The sequence below is a fragment of the Ruania alba genome, assembly GCF_900105765.1.
GTDB lineage: Bacteria > Actinomycetota > Actinomycetes > Actinomycetales > Beutenbergiaceae > Ruania > Ruania alba.
In genome coordinates this window covers 478,643-496,506 of sequence record NZ_FNTX01000002.1, presented here as the reverse complement: position 1 = coordinate 496,506, position 17,864 = coordinate 478,643, and the positions used below count along the sequence as shown (strand labels likewise).

Here is a 17,864-nt window from a genome sequence, read left to right as displayed (position 1 = left end):
CCGGTCCTTAGCGTCGAGCGGAAGAAAAGGAGGCCACGAATGAACCCACCCGCCCCGTTCCGTCTCGGCGGTGCGCCGATGACCTTGAGCGCGTCGATCACGCTGTCTGCCGCTGCCACTGATGCGCGGACGGTAGCGACGGCCACCGCGAATCTGGAGCCCACCCACTGGCAGTCTCCTGCGGCACGGGCGTACACCCGCCGGGTGCGTGACCTCGCCGCCGCCATCGAGGCAGCCGCTGCCGACATCGACCTCGCCGCGTCCGCCGCGCGCGTTCACGAGGCCGAGCTCGACCACGTGCGGCAGGCGCTGCTCACCGGCGGGCCGACACCGGTATGAGCGGTGGGGCACAGGTTCCGGACGGGAACCGAGACGGGTACTGGTCCGGCCAGGCCGACGCGCAGCTGAACGTCTATGGCGTGGCCATCGACACCGATACCGCCGAGCTGTCCGGTCTGCGGATGAAGGCCGTCGCGATCGAGAGCCGGCTGCACGAGGTCTACACCCGCATCGATATCGCCGACGACGCGGTGCGCGGTTCGACCCCGCTGGCCTTCCGCTCCGGCCAGTACGCCCAGACTCAGTGCTACGGGGCGAAACTGCGGCTGCTCACCGCCATCCGGGAGGCCGATGATCTCGCCGCCGCCCTGCTGGAGGCGCGGCAGGAGTACGAACGGGCCGAGAACCAGGTGCTGCACGGGATGGTGCACACGCTTCCGCGCTCGATCACCGGGGCCGCGGAACCAGTCCCGTGGCTGTTCGGCCTGGACTACCTCCCCTGGGCAGTGCCCCGGCTGGCGATGATCGTGGCGGGCAATATGGGCATCGCCGCCGACCGCGGCCAGGTGACGCCGACCGGACCCGGTCTGGGATACATGCTGGAGGAGCTCAGCTGGACCGCCACCGGCGGGCCGGTCCTGGACTGGGTCGTCCCCGGCTTCGAGGCGGTGAACCGCAGCGTGCTGCTCGCCGGGATGACCAGCTATACGACCGGACTTGTGCTGGGCACCGGGACCGATGTGACGATCCAGCGGGTGTATCCCACGCCCCAGGTCGTCAACGGCCGACTCCAGGCTCAGCGAACAGCTGCCGCCGACGGGGTGGAGGACGTGGCTCAGGGGATCGGGGACTTCCGCGAGCGCGACGACCTGCCAGAAGGAACGGTGCGCCTGGACCGAGTGACCGATGCCGACGGCAACGTGTCCTGGCAGGTGTACGTTCCCGGCACCCAGACCTCCTGGGACGATCCCAGGCCGGTGACGAACCCGTTCTTCCATCCGCTGCTGCAGACCGCCGCGCAGGCCACACCCCTGGCGCCACTCGCCCCAGCAATGCGACACGTCCCCGCACCGCCACTCGTGCCCCCCGTTCCAGGTGTTCCCCTGGCCAGCCCGGTCGTGAACAGCGCGGTGGAGCGCCTCGGCGGAGCCATCCGCAACCCGAACCCGCTGGACTGGGACTCGAACCTGCGTCTGTTCTCCGGGCAGGACTCCGCCTCCCAGGAGGGAGTGACCCAGATGCTGCGTGCGGCCGGCGTGCAGCCGGACGAGCCGGTCCTGCTCGCCGGGCACTCCCAGTCGGGGATGATCGTGACGCAGATGGCGAACGACCCGGTGGTGCACAGCGAGTTCGACATCCAGTCGGTGATCACCTTCGGCGGGCCGACCGGCCACCTGCCCACCCCAGAGGATGTGGCGCTGCTGCACGTCGAGCACGGGGAGGACGGCGTCTGGGCACTGTCGAACGAGGACAACCCCGTGGCAGGGAACCGGGTGACCGTGCGGCGATGGGCGTCCGACTCCGCGCTCGCCGCCGACGAGGAGGTCAGCCATATCGGTGACTCGCACGACCTGCCCGCCTACGCGCGCACCGGCACCCTGATCGATGCCAGCACCGATCCGGCGATCGAGAGCTGGCGGGCACAGTCCGCCGACGTCCTCGCCACCGGAAGCGTCACCACCGAGACCGTGTACTTCCAGATGCGGCGCGAGGAGTGAGGTGACTGCCGGCTGCTTTCGCGTTCAAATGTGCCTGCGACGTCCTGATCGTGTCGTACGCTTCTGGGGCTGGGACTGGGCGCGCCCAGTCGCCGCTGCTAGCCGAAGATGCGACGGCCATCAGGTCGCTTTATCGTCCACCCTGGTGAGATCCAGCCGGTGGGCGCGACGAACGCAGTCACTGGGTGCCTGTGCCTTAGGCGTGATAATTTCCGAGGACAATGACCATGACAGAGCGGCCGCGTGGCCGGGTCGGTATTCGTGAAGTAGCCCATCGGGCGGGCGTGTCGGATGGGACAGTTTCGAATGTCATGAACCGACCGCACCTAGTTGCTCCTGCCACGGTGGCTAGGGTGCTGGCGGTCATGGATGAGATCGGCTTCGTTCGCAATAGCCTGGCTCACCAACTGAGGACTGGTGCGGGAACTACGATCGGGTTGGTGGTGCTCAACGCAGCGAATCCGTTCTTCGCCGAACTGGCTCATGCCTGCGAGGAAGCGGCGGAACGACGAGGAATGACCGTGCTCACTGGTAGCAGCAACCAGGACCTTGAGCGTGAGAACCGCTTCGTCGATGTATTCGAGCAGCAGCGGGTGCGTGGCGTACTGGTTGCACCGATCGATGGACCCACACCGCGGATGGAACGACTGCAGGAGCGTGGTTCCGCGCTCGTGCTGTTCGACACGCATCCCCATCCTGGGCGTTTTGCGACAGTATCCCTCGATGGGCACGCGGCAGGAGCTATGGCTGTACGCCACCTCATCGAGTGTGGCAGCCGCCGGATTGCGTTCGTTGGCGGTCCCATGCACTTGGTCCACGATCGGTGGGCTGGTGCTACTGAGGAGCTGCGGCGCCACCCCGGCGTGCTGCTGCAGCATGTCGATACGGCCGAGCAGACGGTCACTGAGGGGCAAGCGGCCGGCTCGTACCTGGCCGCCCTGCCGAAGCAAGAGCGTCCCGATGCCCTATTCGGGGCCAATGACCTCCTCGCCCTCGGGCTTCTGCAGGCCTTGGCGCAGCACGAGACGCTGCGGGTGCCGCAGGACATCGCCGTGATGGGCTATGACGACATCGAGTTCTCCGCTTCGGCCATCGTGCCCTTGACTTCGATACGACAGCCGCGCGACAAACTTGCAAGCGAGGGCCTGCGACTGCTCATCGAGGGCTCTGCAGATCCTCGCAATCACCGTGAGCAGGTGCTGCTCCCGCCTGAACTCATTGTGCGAGCGAGCACGAAGCGCTGACCAGTGCGTGTCCCGGATCGCCAAACGCGCACTTGTGGGAAGGCGGGTGCGTTACTGCCATGAAGCGTTGAATGGCCGGGACGGCCCCACTTCACCGCGACCGCACGCTAGCAAACTCGGTCAGGAACCCGGCGTCTCGCGGACAGCCGAGGCAACGCATCAGCAGCGCGAACGCACTGCTTTGGCGACCATAGTGCCACTGCCCCGCGGAGACTCTTCTGCGTCAACGCATCATGTCGCGGTCGGACGAGGATCAGTGCCAGCCCGCATAGGGCTCTTGACCCGACACGACTAAAACGTCTAAATTTCACTCCGACGGCACTCGGCCGTCAGCCCAACGGAGGGAAACGATATGAACGAAGTCAACGATGACCAGCAGTTCCGACCCGCACGCCGTATGGTCCTGGGGGCGGCCCTCGTCGGTGGTGCGGCCCTCACCGCCGGCGTCTCGTCAACCCCGGCAGTCGCGACCCCGCCGAGTCACGGCAGGAGGCCTGTCACCCTTACTACGGACGAAATGATCGATCGGGCCCGGGGGCGAGTGGCGAGTGGTGAAGAGCCTTGGGCAGAGGTGTGGTCCAGGATCGCGGAGCGCGCAGACGAAGCCCTCACTCGGGCGCCCGCGCCCTACCAAGGCCCGAGCTATGACCAGCATTACGCGATCGGCAAGGTCGAAGCCACCTTCTGTCACGACCTGGCCCTCGCGTACCGGATCACCGACGACGATCGCTACGCCACCGCTGCACGGGAGCACTTGCTCGCGTGGGCAGCGGCGCAGCGAGAGAACGAATGGCCGGACAGCTTCCCGGCCAGCGATGGTGTGCCGGGGGCCGGCATGGTGATCGCACGCGTACTGACGGGCTTCGTCGATGCTTACTGCTTGGTGTGGTCGACCTTGACCACGGAGGACCGCAGTGCGATTGCTGGATGGTTTGCCAGCCTGGTCGCCCCGATTAAGGAGAGCCAGCGGATCTGGGCAGAAGAGCCCTTCGGGGCGGCGCGACCTCCGTACGCGAACTACCAATACTTCAACAATCATCTATCTGCATACACGGCTGGATTGACCCTCATCGGATACGCCACGAAAGACAACGGATTGGTCAAGTACGCGCTCGAAGGGTCGCAGAACGAGAGGAACCTGCGATCGCTCATCAATGGCGCGATCTTCACTCCGGCTGACATCGGAACCGGCAACGAGGGTGACGTAATGTTCCACGACCAGACGCGCACAGCGGACGAACCCCTGCCGGAGCCCGGTGAGATGTACGACCGCTATCGCACCGCGGATCGCAACCAAGGGAACGGGATCAATTACTGCTTCCTCAACCTGAAGCAGATGCTCCATTCCGCCGAGGCTGCCTACAACAACAATTACCCCGTTGATTGGTATGCTTATGTAGGCGAACATGGGGAAAAGCTCGACATGCCGCTCAATGTCTACAGCAAGTACGTGATCTCGGGAGACGTGACCATCGGCACCGGATACTACCGGCGCGACACGCTGTACGGCCATCGTCAAGTCTACGAACTCGCGTCACGACACTACCCAGATAACGGCCTGATCGACGCCTGCCTCGGGACGTCGAACCGCATTTCCTTCGACAGTGAAGGCCCCGGGTATGCGACATCTCTGACCCACGGCCGGGATGTGAACTGGCCGCCTACTGCCTGGGAATAGGGGTCTCCGGAACTCATTTCCTTCGGAGTAGACCGCGAGATTGAAACCTTTAAAATGCGTGCCGCAAGGCTCGTCCATAGAGACTACGAGAGGACAATGATGTCGGAACTATTCTGCAATCGTCCCGAAATCCGCCGACGCCGAATCGCAGGTGGGGCCGTTGCCACAGCAGTTGCGCTGTCTATCGCTTCCTGCAGCGGTGGATCTGCGGAGGAAGCCAGCGGTGGAGTCGAGGGAAGTTCGATCGTGCTCACCACGATCAACCCACTACTACCCCAGTACGAGGAGTATGCCGACGCCTATATGGATACGTTCCCGGATCGTACCGTCGAGGTGCGCGGCGTCTCCGCCGAAGGAGCGGAGTACATCCAGATGTTGTCCACTGGCCGACTCAGTGGAGAGATCCCGGACGTCTTCTTCACAGGCACTGCTTGGATCAACGAGCTTTCGAACGAGGGAATCACGCTCGACCTGAGTGAGGGACTGTCGGATGGCAAGTTGGGCGAGACTGACGCCGACGACTTCTTGAGCCAGTTCGTCGACCAGTACCGACCCACCGACTCACCCCAAGAGATTCATGGCTTGCCCGTGAGCGCGGACTCGGTGGCGCTTTTCTACAACGCCGACCTGTTCGAGCAAGCTGGCGTCGAGGAGCTGCCACAGCCGGACTGGACGTGGGACGACATGTACCGGATCGCTGAGGAGATCCAGGACGCCACAGGCGGATCGGTGCTCGGGTTGGCCGCACCGATGAGCGATGGCTCGCCGACCGGAACATATGGGCCTGTCGTCGAGGCCTTCGGTGGCTATCTCTACGATCCTGAGACCAACACGACGGGAATCGGGCAGCCGGAAGCGCTTGAGGCCTGGGAGTTGTTGCTCTCCGCGTACGGCACGACCTCCGGCGATTACGCGGCTACGCCGAAGGATCCGGTGTACGACTTCCAGACCGGCAATATCGCCATGGCCATTGGCTCACGGGCGACTATCCCGGCGACCCAAGAGTCGTTGGAAGGTGTCGAGTGGGACGTGCAGGTGGTCCCCACCATCAATGGCAATTCAACGACCAACGGTGGCTCCTACGGAATGTCGATGGCCGCCGACAGCGAGAACCTGGAAGCAGCCTGGGCCTTCCTCGAGTGGTTCTATGACCCTGAGGCTGGCATGGAAGTGGCACAGCAGGTCGGTGGAGCGATTCCGGCGACTGAGGAGGGAATCGACTCCGGCAGCTGGCGCGAGGTCGAGCCGCCCCCGGCGAACATCGAGATCTTCGCTCAGACTGCTCGCGACGCCGTCCTCCTCCAACCGATGCCGGGCAGTGGCGCCGCCACCTTGGCTGAGGCGACCAAGTACGCGGCACAGCAGGTGCTGTTGGAAGGTCGTTCGATCGAGGACGCCTTCGGCGAGGCGGAGCAGACTGTCAACGAAGCTCTCGCCGCCGAGGCGGACTGACCATGGCGAGTCCCAGCCACGACCTGGCCGCGGCAACTGCGCCGACGAGCCAGGACCAGAAGGCGAGGGGTGGGCCGTCCCGACTCGCACCTAGCCGATCGAAAGGCGGCGGGTCATCGCCCAGCTTGCCCCGCGCGAGCCGCGCGCGGGGCAAGCGGAACGACGCCCTGATGGCTACCGTGCTGATCGCCCCAGCGATGGCAGCGTTCAGCCTGTTCGTACTCGTCCCTGCGGGTGCGGGTCTGCTACTTGCCTTCTTCGACTGGAACTTGTTCGGCACTCCGGAATTCGTGGGTGCAGAGAACATCTTCCGGCTGTTCGGCGACGATGAGATGTGGCAGTCCCTAGCCGTCACCGGGATCTTCGTGGTGCTTGGGGTGGCTCCGACGACGCTTCTGGGCTTCGTGCTCGCCGTGGTTGCGAACAGTCAACTGCCGGGTGTGGCTGCCTTCCGCGTCTTCTACTTCGCGCCGATGATCGCTTCCACCGCAGTAGCGGCGGTGATCTGGGTGAGTCTGTACAACGGGCGCTCCGGTCTGATCAACGCCGCGCTGGGCGCATTCGGAATTCAAGGCCCGAACTGGCTGTCGGACCCGACCTGGGCGCGGCCTGCGCTGGTCGTGATTCTCATATGGAACGCGCTGCCGCTGGTCATCATTCTCTATCTGGCTGGCCTCCAGCGGGTACCGGCCGACATCTACTCCGCCGCGGCTCTCGACGGCGTGGGGAAGTGGAGGATGATCTGGTCGATGACGTGGCCCAACGTTGCGGGCACAACGGCTTTGGTTCTGATCCTTCAAGGAATCGGCTTTGTTAGTGGCACGTTCGAACTAGCGCTTTTGATGACCGATGGAGGCCCGCTGCGCACCACGCAGTCGCTCGCACTCTATGCCTACCAAGCTGCTTTCACCGACGGTGATATCGGCTATGCCAGCGCGCTTTCCATGTTTCAGTTGTTCCTGTTGGGAAGTATCGTCCTGGTGGTCCGCTATCTGATGCAGAAGAGGAAGGAGTCCCGATGAGGATGGGTCCCGCTTATCTTGTTTTTCGATACGCCCTGATTATCGGGTGCGGACTCGTTCTTTCTGCTCCGCTGTTGTTTATGGTTTCCGGATCGTTGATGAGCGGTTCAGAACTCACGTCAATACCGCCGAGCTTGCTTCCGGAGAGCCCGAACTGGGAGAACTTTCCGCAGGCATGGGGCCTCGTCGGTGGTCGCGTGGTCTTCAACACCTTCGTATTCAGCCTCGGCGTCGTCGGTCTGCAGTTGGTGCTCTCCTTGCCTGCCGCATTCGCGTTGGCAAAGATCCCGTTCCGCTGGACCGTGGTGGTTCTGACCCTCCTGGTCGTGCCCATGCTGGTTCCAGGAAATCTCACCCTGATACCGCTCTTCGTCGTCACGTATCAACTCGGATGGTTGAACACCTACGCGGGTCTGATCGTCCCGATGGCGGGTCAATGTGCCTTTGCAATCCTGCTGTTTCGTCAGTTCTTCGCATCGCTCCCCAACGGCCTGATCGATGCGGCTCGCATTGACGGCGCCGGGTGGGGCCGGATCCTGGGGGTTATCGCCATCCCGCTGGCGAGGCCTGCGCTAGCCACGTACTGCTCGGTCACTTTCCTGACGGCCTGGAATATGTATATCTGGCCACAGATCATTGCACCCGGCGAGGATCTCAGGGTGATGAACGTGGCGCTTGCGCCAGTCGCGCAGGCCAGTGAGGTGTATTCGCCTGGGGTAGGGCTCGCGGGGGCAGTCATCGCGATGCTGCCTGTGCTGGTCGTGTTCCTGGTGTTCCAGAAGTGGTACATCAGGGGCGTCGTAGGTACGGGAGTCGAATGAGTCCGAAGCAGACCGGGCGCACGCCGAGCGGTTCGGAAGTGTCGTCCCATCCCGGCTTGATCGCGGGGTTGCGGGCCGAGTACGGCGCAGGTCCCGTGGTGGGCGTGTCCAGGCCCCGGTTGACCTGGCAAGTGCACACCGACGACGTTGAGTGGCGGCAGGAAGCCATCGAGATCGAGCGTCGCGACGGCGACGGCAAGGTGGAGCGCACCGTCGTCGACACGTCGCAGCAGGTCTTCGTTTCGTGGCCGTTCGACGACCTGCGCTCGCGTGATCGCATCGTGGTCCGGGTGCGATGTTCGTCGGGCGGGCGCTGGACGAAGTTCTCCCAGCCGCTACTCATTGAAGTCGGACTACTTGAGCAGGAGGACTGGCGAGCTGCTTTCATCAGCCCTACTCGCGTGGGTGGAATGACCGGTTGCGCGCCATTGCTTTTCACCGACGTCGAACTTGGTGTGGGAATCGTTGGGGCGCGGCTGTATGTCACGGCTCGGGGGGTGCACCGATGCAGCATCAACGGTGCCCCGGTTTCCGAGGACGTCCTCGCCCCGGGATGGACCAGTTATCACGAGCGGCTCCACGTCCAGACCTATGACGTCACAGCGTTGCTCCGGCCCGGAAGCAACCGTCTTGAGGCTCTCGTCGGGAACGGCTGGTACCGGGGGCAGTTGGTTTTCCCAGGCAACAGGTCTTCCTACGGCGATCGACTGGGACTCCTCGCGCAACTTGAGGTCGAGTACGACGACGGGCGTCGCCAGCTCTTTGGAACCGACGAGTCGTGGCGAGCCTGCGCCAGCGGCATTCTCGCCGACGACCTGTACGACGGCCAGTACACCGACGCCCGCCTGCCGCTCACGTCGCTGGGAAGTGAGTCCGCCGCCGAACCCGTCGTCGTGGCGGGTGCAGACAGGCTCGTGCTTGAGGTGTCCACGGCTCCACCGGTACGCGTGACCGAGGTGTTGCCGGCGCAGTCTGTGTCCAGGTCGCCTGCCGGCGGACTCCTGTTCGACTTCGGTCAGAACGTGGTGGGATGGGTGCGCCTGACCGTCCACGATCAGGCCCGCGGGACCGAGGTCACCATTAGGCACGCCGAGGTACTGGAGCACGGTGAGTTGGCGACCCGGCCTCTACGCAGCGCCAAGGCAACGTGTCGTTACATTCTTGCGGGCGGTCGCGACGAGACCTTGGTCCCGCTATTCACCTTCAGCGGCTTCCGATACGCGGAAGTGAGTGGGGTTGCGGAGGGCGACATCGTCTCTGCGGAAGCGCTGATCCTGGGCAGCGACCTGGAGCGAACCGGTTGGTTCTCCAGTTCGGAGCCGTTGGTGCAGCGCTTCCACGACAATGTGGTGTGGAGCGCTCGAGGGAACTTCTTGAGCGTTCCAATGGACTGCCCGCAGCGCGATGAGCGACTCGGCTGGACCGGCGATATCCAGGTGTTCTCTCCAACGGCAGGGTTTCTGTTCGACACGTGCGGCTTCCTCGCGAGTTGGCTGAGGGATCTGACGATCGAGCAGAGGCCAGACGGTGGCGTGCCGTACATCGTGCCGGACGTCCTACCCACCCCCGATCATGCTGCGGCAGGTTGGGGAGACGCAGCCACGGTGGTCCCGTGGGTGCTATTCCAGCAGTTCGCAGACCTCGAATTGCTTCGAAGGCAGTATCCGTCCATGCGGCGTTGGGTGGAGAAGGTCGCCTCTGTGGCCGGGCCTGACCATCTGTGGATCGGAGGCGACCAATTCGGTGACTGGCTTGATCCTACGGCCCCGCCGGAAGACGCAGCCCAGGTGCAGGCGGACCCGGAGGTCGTTGCGACCGCTCACTACGCACGCAGCGTCGCGATACTCGCCAAGGCCGCGGCGGCGCTCGGGTTCTCTGATGAGGCCCGGCTCCACCGTCAGCACGCCCACTCGATCCGACGCGCGTTCACTGCCGCATACGTCACTGCTGACGGCCACGTGCGTAGCGACTGCCAGACCGTCTACGCGCTCGCGATCTCGTGGCACTTGCTCAGTGACGATCGTCAACGTCGTGGCGCTGGCCGTCGACTCGCAGAACTGGTGCGTGCTGCCGACTACCGGGTCAGTACGGGATTCCTCGGTACTCCCATGATTCTGGACGCCTTGTGCGAGGCGGGCGAGCCCGAGCTGGCCCATCGGATGCTGTTGCAGACCGAATGCCCCAGCTGGCTCTATCCCGTCACGATGGGAGCGACCACCATCTGGGAACGGTGGGACTCGATGCTTCCTGACGGATCGGTCAATCCCGGATCGATGACGTCCTTCAACCACTACGCCTACGGGGCTGTCGCCGACTGGTTGCACCGACGGGTGGCAGGGCTTGCTCCTCTGGAGCCGGGTTACCGACGAGTCCGAATCGCTCCGCTGATCACCGGTCAACTACCTACCGCGGCAGCGGCGCACCGCAGTCCGTACGGAATGATCCGCGTGCGATGGCGCGTGCTTGAGGACGGTGTCGAGGTCGAAGTCGACCTACCCCCGGGTGTCAGCGCAGAGCTGTGCGTGCCGGGTACCGAGACTGTCGAGTTGATTGGCCACGGACGACATATCAGGCGGAACCACCATTTCATCATCAGCGATCAGCGTCTCCGCGGTAGCTGTCCTCTCCAGCCTGAACGAGAAGCGGGCCGCGCACCGCGGCTGCGCGCGAGCTGTGACGGGTCGTCGATGACGGCGTTTGATGTGTGGCTTTCGGATTAACGGAGGTGAAAACCAATTCCAGAATGATCGGCCGAATGAGACCGGAAGAAGACCTTTGCCGGTCGCCTAAGGATTCATCGGGGTGTCACGCCACGAGGAAGGGTTGTCGCGTGGCTGTTGACAGCTACGGGACCACATGATGAGGCGGCGGCGCGCTGCGCTTCTGACCATGATCTGCAGATAGAACTCGACGAGGAGATGAGATGTCTAATTTACGCATGCGCGGGCACGCTCCGCCGAATGTCAATACGCTAATCGCGGTAGGTGCGACGATAGTGCTGTCGCTGACGACCCTGGGGCCCTCGTCGCCAGCGCAGTCGGCGCCTGGGCCGCAGGACGCTGTTGCGATCGAATTCAGTGACGATTTCGAGCGACCGGACGGACCCGTTGGCAACGATTGGGAGGATGGGGGCCAGCCGTGGGAGATTATCAACGGAGAGGCCACTCCGGTGGACGAGGGCCCACCGTTCTTGCCTGCACGGGAGGCTCCCGTGCTGACTCAACCCGACATCGTACTGAGCAACATCTTCTCGGTGTCCGCCGACGTTCTCGTTCCTGAGCAGGAGGGTCGTTCGTGGAACGGCATTGCCGTGAACGTCGCAACATTGGAGGATGGTACACAGGACGCGTACATCTTCCGTATCGGTCGCAGCGCGGCTGATGGAGCCGGATATTGGCAGCTCATCAGAATGGAAGCCTCGGCGAGCGAGCAGCCGGTGCAACTTTTGGACGCCGGCCGGTTGCCATTTGAACAGGGCGACGTCGTCTCTCTGACCGTCACGGGGACAGGTACAACCGGACACCTCGGCCTCGCGATCTCTGTAGGCGATCGAACGATGCTGCAGCACCGCAGCGACCTCTTCACTGACAACGAGTCGACCGAAGAGGTCGAGACTCCTCTCTATGGGGGTGGTTTCGGGCTCTACGCCTCGCCAGAGAGCACGCAGGACAACGTGGTCGTCGAGACGACCACGGAGACCGCAGTCGCCCCCGCCGTACCGGAGCCGCTTGAGTGCACCCCGTTTCCAAACGATGACTACGAACTGCCAGGCACAGCTGAACAGGTGGTCGACTCGATCCGGGTCGACGACACGTGGGCAGGGCATCAGGTCGGCCAATCTCTCATTACGGACGGTGACGATCAGTACGTGGCGTACTACGACGGCGACCGCCATATGACAGTGGCTCACCGCACCCTCGACACAGACGAGTGGACCTACCACCAGCTCGACAGCACACTGGGCTGGGACAGCCACAACTTTGTCACGATGGCGCTTGACCAAAGCGGGCAGTTGCATGTGACGGGCAACATGCATGGCGTCCCCATGAACTACTGGCGCACGAGCACGCCAGGCGACATCTCCACATTGGAGCGGAAGGCTCCGCTGGTCGACACCGACCTTGAACAGGCGGTGACATACCCGGCCTTCTTCGCCTCGCCCGAGGGCGAGCTCATGCTGACGTTCCGGGATGGGGGTAGCGGTGACGGTGCGAACTACTATTTCATCTACGATGACGACGATGAGACGTGGTCGCTGCTCCTTGACGAGCCACTGTTCGATGGCGAGGGTGAACGCAACGCCTATGCTCGCGGACCGTCGCTAGGGCCCGACGGCTATTACCACGTCTCCTGGGTGTGGCGCGATACACCCGATGCCGCCACAAATAGCCGGCTGTCCTTCATGCGGAGCACAGATTTGGTGAATTGGGAGACCGTCGACGGCGAGCCGATCTCGCTACCTGTCACCTACGACCAGCCCGGCGTCATCGTCGACGATGTCCCGATCTACGAAGGTCTGCTCAACGGTCTCCACCAGGTGGGGTTCGATGCCAAGGGCGACGTTTTCAAGGTGTACCACAAGTACGACGACGACGGTGACAGCCAAATCTTCATTGCTCGGCCCGGCGATGGCGAGCAGTGGGACATCACGCAGATCACCGACTGGGCCGGTCGCTGGAACTTCGGTGGCGGAGGATCGTTGCCTCCCGGAGTTGGAATCGGTTCTCCCTCGGCGCTTCCGGACGGTCGCCTGGCCATCAACTTCGAATGCCCCGGCGATAGCAGAACGCTGATTGTCGACAACGACACCCTCGAAGCCTACGCGGAAGTGGACACGCCGCCGGCCTACCCTGCCGGCTTCCTCGAGCCCAACTCGGACTACCCGGGGATCATCACACTCGTGAGCGTCGGCGGATCCTCGGCGGAAGGGCGGCATGTCTTGCGTTGGGAGACGATGCCGTCGAACCTGGACCGCCCTCGCGAGGAGTATCCCGAACCGCAACCGCTCGAGGTGTACGTCCTCGCTGATGAGTCCGTGGTGCCGGGTGAGCCGGGTAGGCCGGGTGAGCCGGGTAGGCCGGATGTGCCGGGTAGGCCGGATGTGCCGGGTGAGCCGGGTGAGCCGGGTGAGCCGGGTAGGCCGGGTGAGCCCGGTAGGCCGGATGTGCCGGGTAGGCCGGATGTGCCGGGTAGGCCGGGTGAGTCTGGGTGAGTCTGGGTGAGCCGGACCTAACTGTACGCACGACTGGATGATGCGAGTCGCGGAAGGGGCCCCTCGATCAGGGCGCCCCTTCCGCGCATGCCTGTGAAGAGGGCGAGCACTTCGATAGTGGGAGCTTTGGTGCGGATTGCGTCGCTTCATCGAGCATGGTCGCCGCGTAGGGGGGTGGACGACAGTGCTACAGGGCGGCCGCACGGCCTGGCAAACCGCACTGGACAAAGCGATGACGAAGAGCGCGTCGGTCGGGCCGCTGCGTGTTGTGCCGGCGACCCGAGGGGATGTTCAGGATGTCACCTGTGCGAATTCGAGCCTCGTGGCGATAGAAATGCCCACCTGCGCCATGAAACACCGGATAGGCTCCGGGCGCTCGAACTGGTCGGACACGTCGGATATGAGAGTGTCCCTCACGAGTCTCGATTGCGCGGACGGTCGGTAGCGATCGACCTTTGAAACGTCTAATATGGCAGATGCACAGCGCCCTTGGTAGGCCACCGGGCGCAGACTTGGCCGCGTCACGGCTGTCAAAGATCACAGGAGATCCGATGCCCCACCCTCGAGAATCGCTCTACACGCTGCGCACCTCCCGGATGACGCGCTCCATCAGCCCGGAGAACTTCGATGGTGTGCCTGGCGGCGGCGCACGCGCCAGCGAGGGGACGTGCGCCGAGCACGCGAGTGAACTGGGAGTCGGCTGGAAGGTGTCCCCCAGTGTCAAGATTGCCGCTGGCGAGGAGTTTGATCTCGCCGCGATCGACGGCGCAGGACTCATCACCCACATGTGGATAACCGCACATCCCGACAACTGGCGCCGCCTCGTCTTGCGCGCTTATTGGGACGGCGCCGATCAGCCGGCCATCGAGGTGCCCTATGGCGACTTCTTCTGCAACGGGTGGGGACGGTTCGCCCAGGTCAGTTCACAGATGATCGCCGCGAACCCCCACGGGGGCTTCAACTCGTACTGGCCGATGCCCTTCCGCTCCCAGGCCCGCGTCACCCTGGAGAACACCACGGAGGCAGACGTATACGTCTATTACCAGATCACCTACGAGGTGGGCGCTGACCACGAGAACGACGGCTACTTTCATGCCCAGTGGAGACGCAGCAACCCGACCGAGTACAAGCGGCCCCACTCGATCGTCGACGGTGTTGACGGCGCTGGTCAGTACGTCGGGACCTATCTGGCGTGGGGGTCAAACAGCACCGGTTGGTGGGGGGAAGGCGAGGTCAAGTTCTACCTCGACGACGACACGGCTCACCCGACGATCGCGGGCACCGGTACGGAAGACTACTTCGGAGGTGCGTTCAATTTCGACGTGCCTGGACATGGATATACGGAGTTCTCGACGCCGTACTTGGGTATGCCTCAAGTGATCCGGCCGGACGGGCTCTACTCCAGTCAGCAACGCTTCGGCCTCTACCGCTGGCACGTGCCCGATCCGATCCTGTTCTCCACTCACCTGCGCGTAGACGTGCAAGCCCTTGGGCTGGGGCAACGCAGCGGGATGCGCTTCCACCCCCTGCGCGACGACGTCGCTTCGACCGCGCTGTTCTACCTCGACCGCCCGACCGCGCGACGTCCCTCAACGCCAACGCGCGAAGAGCTCGATGTCATCTGAGTTCTCCACTGCGTGCGCCGTGTTGAGCGTGGTCGTGGTCGTGGTCGTGGCCGTGGCTTGTGGAGGGTGGCCTCTGTGGCCCTCGCGGCACTGCGGGAGGCGTAGCAGGGCTTCCTGCAGAGCAGCCGCCTCAGCGATAGTTTGATGTTCAATCTGGCGACTCAGAGCATCGACCGCAGTGTCTCGGCATCCGCTCGGACGTTCGCGGGGTCGTCGTCGACGACGAACTCGAGGAGGGTGTCCACATCTCGGTGACCAGCCCGAAGGTGCGCGATTGCGGCTTCCCATAGCGCACGGCGGTGCGAGAGGGCTCGCCGCTCGCTTTCCGGCCACCAGGAGAAGACGTGCACGCAGGATATGAGCGTCCCGAGGTGTTGTAGTTGGGCGAGTGCTTGCTCGCCGGCCAGCCCTACAGGCGGTTGCCAGTAGCTCGTGAGGTTCGCACGACCGACATCGGCCAGGAGGCTGACGGTCGATCGAGCCTCATCGGCCAGGGTGTCGCTATGAAACTCTAAGGCCAGCTCTACGTCTCGGGCGGCAGCCGCGTCCGAGGCACGCTGCAACGTGTCGACCACAGATTGCCGGCCCTGTGGTGACGTGCTGCGTGAACCGTGGGCGCCGGCCCAGACCCTGATGCGGGGGGCGCCCAGAGCCTCAGCTGTGTTGAGAACTCGGTCGAATTCCTCCGGGGAGTCGTCTCCGGCGCGAAAGTAGCTGCCGTAGGAAGCGACGCGTAGACCGGCGGCATCGCTCAACTGAGCTGCTCGCTGAGCGCTCCTCGTATCGCCGGGATGGACATGCACATCGCCGCCCCATTCGATGCACTCCAAGCCGCTGTCCACTGCGATAGCGATGACGTCCTCGACAGGCCACTGCCTCAACGTCACTGAGCAGATGCCAGGAGTGACGTGTGCCACGATGCCTCCTACTGGACTTGGCCTCGCATCGACATCAGGCGTCGATGCGTACGGGTTACTCCGAGTGCATCATCTCGCGCGTGTGCGTCTACCTGCAGAGTGCAGCGCGGAGGAACGAGCCGGACCGCGACCGACTCAGCGGCGGGAGCGCTCCTTCTTCTTCCCGTCCGGCAGCACCACGGTGAGCACCACCGCGATGATGGTGATGATCAGGCCGGCGAGCACCGCCGTCCAGAACCCGTCCACGGTGAGGCCGTAGTCGGTGAAGCCGGTGATCCAACTGGTGAGCAGCAGCATCAAGGCGTTCACCACCAGGAAGAACAGCCCCAGGGTGAGGATGTAGAACAGGATCGAGACCAGCTTCACCAGCGGCTTCACGATCGCGTTCACGACGGTGAACAGCAGCGCGACCGCCGCCACCACGATCACCGTGTTCAGTGGGGTGTCGTCCGTCCGGAAGTCGACGCCGCTCACCCAGAGCGAGGTCAGCCAGAGGGCGACGCCGTTGATGAGGACCTTGATGAGGAAGCTCATGTCGGTCATTCTCGCACCTGCGGCTGGGAGGTTTCTGAGTTACGGCAGCAATCCGGTCACGGCGCGTACCCGCCCGGTGCGGATGTTCCGATAGGCACCCATGGCGCGGGCCTCCACCAGGTACCACTCGAGCTGGAGCTGATCGCCGACCACGCTGGACGTGTCCAGCCCGTCCTCAGTGAGCAGCATGCTCGGCGACCGGTCCGGAACGTCGACACGCACGCGGGTGCGGAACCGATTGGTCGAGATCTCCTGGACCTGGCCGGTGGTGGCGCCTGCGAGGGCCGGCGTCCCGGCCGCTCGCATCCACCGAGCCGCCTTCCGGAACAGGTGCACGGTGTAGACAGCGACGAGTCCGGTCAGCACCACGAACAGCGGGACCGCTACCGGCACGGGGAGCGCAGGCCCGCCGTTCCCGGCCGCGTTCACGGCACCGATTCCGGCGAGCGGCAGGAGCACCGTGACAACGGCGCCCAGGCAGCCAAGGGCGATGTGCACGGTACCGAGGCGGCGGCGGCGCGTCGGAGTCAGGAGGGGAACCACGTGGTGAGCGTATGCGGTCCGGTTACGCCTGTGCCTCGTCGGCCAGACGCGAGTTCGCCGTCGCCATGTGCGCCGCCATGGCGACGGCGGCGGCCACCTCATCGCGCTCGCTGATGGCGTGCAGCACGGTCTCGTGCTCCTCGAGAGCGCGCCGAGCGGAGACTTCGTCATGCACCGCCCGGTCGGCGTAGACCTGGAGCAGGGATCGGACCACGTGCAGCAGGTCCACGATCGTCTCGTTCTTCGAGGCGGCGGCGAGCTGATCGTGAAAGTCGTGATCGGCGGCGGCGAAACGACTCAGATCGCCGGTGTTCTGGCGCATCTGGTCCACAGCGGTCTGGAGCGCTGCCAGGTTGTGCTCGCTCGCGCGGGCCGCCGCCAGCTGGGCGACCTGGGTCTCCAAGCCGGAGCGCAGCTCCAGCAGCTCGGCAGTGCTCTTCTCGCCGATCAGCAGACCCCAGCGCAACGTGCGGGGGAGCAGGGTGCTCGCGGTGCCGCGCAGGTAGGTGCCCGAACCGGGGCGCACCTGCACGATGCCGAGGATCTCCAGCGCAGCGAGTGCCTCGCGCACCGCGGAACGGCCCACCCCCAGGGTGGCGGCGAGTTGCCGCTCGGCGGGTAGCCGGGTGCCGGGCTCGAACGATCCGCCGGTGAAGAGGTCCAGCAACCGGCGTGCCACCTCGGAGACGGGAGTGCTGCCGGGCAGCGATCCCAATGACGCGGTGATCTCGTCGGAGCGGTCGCTGGCGGGCATGGCACGAGAGTACCGGCCAAGGAGCCCCATGGCCTTGCAATTGGTCAACCGGTTCGCCAAAATGG

The 17,864-nt window shown here is 64.3% G+C and carries 14 protein-coding genes; 10 read left to right on the top strand and 4 right to left on the bottom strand.

Annotated elements, in window-relative coordinates:
* Positions 1 to 39: 39 nt before the first annotated feature.
* From BLU77_RS12790 to BLU77_RS12745, 10 genes are all read left to right on the top strand, one after another.
* Positions 40 to 339, top strand: a complete 300-nt coding sequence (locus BLU77_RS12790) for a hypothetical protein (RefSeq protein ID WP_089773518.1) — start codon at positions 40 to 42, stop codon at positions 337 to 339.
* On the top strand, positions 336 to 1,997 hold the full coding sequence (locus BLU77_RS12785; RefSeq protein WP_089773517.1) for a hypothetical protein: 1,662 nt from the start codon (positions 336 to 338) through the stop codon (positions 1,995 to 1,997). The genes BLU77_RS12790 and BLU77_RS12785 overlap by 4 nt, the downstream gene beginning before the upstream one ends.
* A 221-nt stretch (positions 1,998 to 2,218) precedes the next feature.
* Entirely contained in the window at positions 2,219 to 3,241 is a 1,023-nt protein-coding gene (locus BLU77_RS12780; RefSeq protein ID WP_342741468.1) for a LacI family DNA-binding transcriptional regulator, read from the top strand.
* Positions 3,242 to 3,593: 352 nt separating this feature from the next.
* Positions 3,594 to 4,919, top strand: a complete 1,326-nt coding sequence (locus BLU77_RS12775; protein WP_089773515.1) for an alginate lyase family protein — start codon at positions 3,594 to 3,596, stop codon at positions 4,917 to 4,919.
* 246 nt (positions 4,920 to 5,165) lie between these two features.
* Entirely contained in the window at positions 5,166 to 6,371 is a 1,206-nt protein-coding gene (locus BLU77_RS12770; RefSeq protein ID WP_175477091.1) for an ABC transporter substrate-binding protein, read from the top strand.
* A 170-nt stretch (positions 6,372 to 6,541) separates the two neighbouring features.
* A complete protein-coding gene (locus tag BLU77_RS12765) occupies positions 6,542 to 7,393 on the top strand; it encodes a carbohydrate ABC transporter permease (protein ID WP_175477090.1) in 852 nt (283 codons plus the stop codon).
* Positions 7,390 to 8,214 (top strand): carbohydrate ABC transporter permease, encoded by an 825-nt coding sequence (locus BLU77_RS12760; protein WP_089773512.1) that lies wholly within the window; start codon positions 7,390 to 7,392, stop codon positions 8,212 to 8,214. The genes BLU77_RS12765 and BLU77_RS12760 overlap by 4 nt, the downstream gene beginning before the upstream one ends.
* Positions 8,211 to 10,934, top strand: a complete 2,724-nt coding sequence (locus BLU77_RS12755; RefSeq protein WP_089773511.1) for an alpha-L-rhamnosidase — start codon at positions 8,211 to 8,213, stop codon at positions 10,932 to 10,934. Before BLU77_RS12760 ends, BLU77_RS12755 begins: the two co-directional genes overlap by 4 nt.
* Before the next feature lie 203 nt (positions 10,935 to 11,137).
* Positions 11,138 to 13,426, top strand: a complete 2,289-nt coding sequence (locus BLU77_RS12750; protein ID WP_089773510.1) for a BNR repeat-containing protein — start codon at positions 11,138 to 11,140, stop codon at positions 13,424 to 13,426.
* A gap of 596 nt (positions 13,427 to 14,022) precedes the next feature.
* Positions 14,023 to 15,051, top strand: coding sequence for a glycoside hydrolase family 172 protein (locus BLU77_RS12745; protein WP_245708844.1), 1,029 nt, complete (start codon positions 14,023 to 14,025; stop codon positions 15,049 to 15,051).
* 161 nt (positions 15,052 to 15,212) lie between these two features.
* On the opposite strand, the gene BLU77_RS12740 is transcribed toward BLU77_RS12745, so the two are convergent.
* The 4 genes from BLU77_RS12740 to BLU77_RS12725 all read right to left on the bottom strand — a co-directional run bounded on the left by BLU77_RS12740 (position 15,213) and on the right by BLU77_RS12725 (position 17,799).
* Positions 15,213 to 15,893: a sugar phosphate isomerase/epimerase family protein gene (locus BLU77_RS12740; protein ID WP_281242122.1), complete on the bottom strand. Its 681-nt coding sequence runs from the start codon at positions 15,891 to 15,893 to the stop codon at positions 15,213 to 15,215.
* Between the two features lie 210 nt (positions 15,894 to 16,103).
* Positions 16,104 to 16,511 carry a phage holin family protein gene (locus tag BLU77_RS12735; protein WP_342741467.1) on the bottom strand — a complete coding sequence of 136 codons (408 nt, stop codon included), beginning with the start codon at positions 16,509 to 16,511 and terminating at the stop codon, positions 16,104 to 16,106.
* 30 nt (positions 16,512 to 16,541) lie between these two features.
* Positions 16,542 to 17,045 (bottom strand): hypothetical protein, encoded by a 504-nt coding sequence (locus BLU77_RS12730; RefSeq protein WP_089773507.1) that lies wholly within the window; start codon positions 17,043 to 17,045, stop codon positions 16,542 to 16,544.
* Positions 17,046 to 17,067: 22 nt separating this feature from the next.
* Positions 17,068 to 17,799, bottom strand: a complete 732-nt coding sequence (locus BLU77_RS12725) for a FadR/GntR family transcriptional regulator (protein WP_089773506.1) — start codon at positions 17,797 to 17,799, stop codon at positions 17,068 to 17,070.
* Between the last annotated feature and the right edge of the window lie 65 nt (positions 17,800 to 17,864).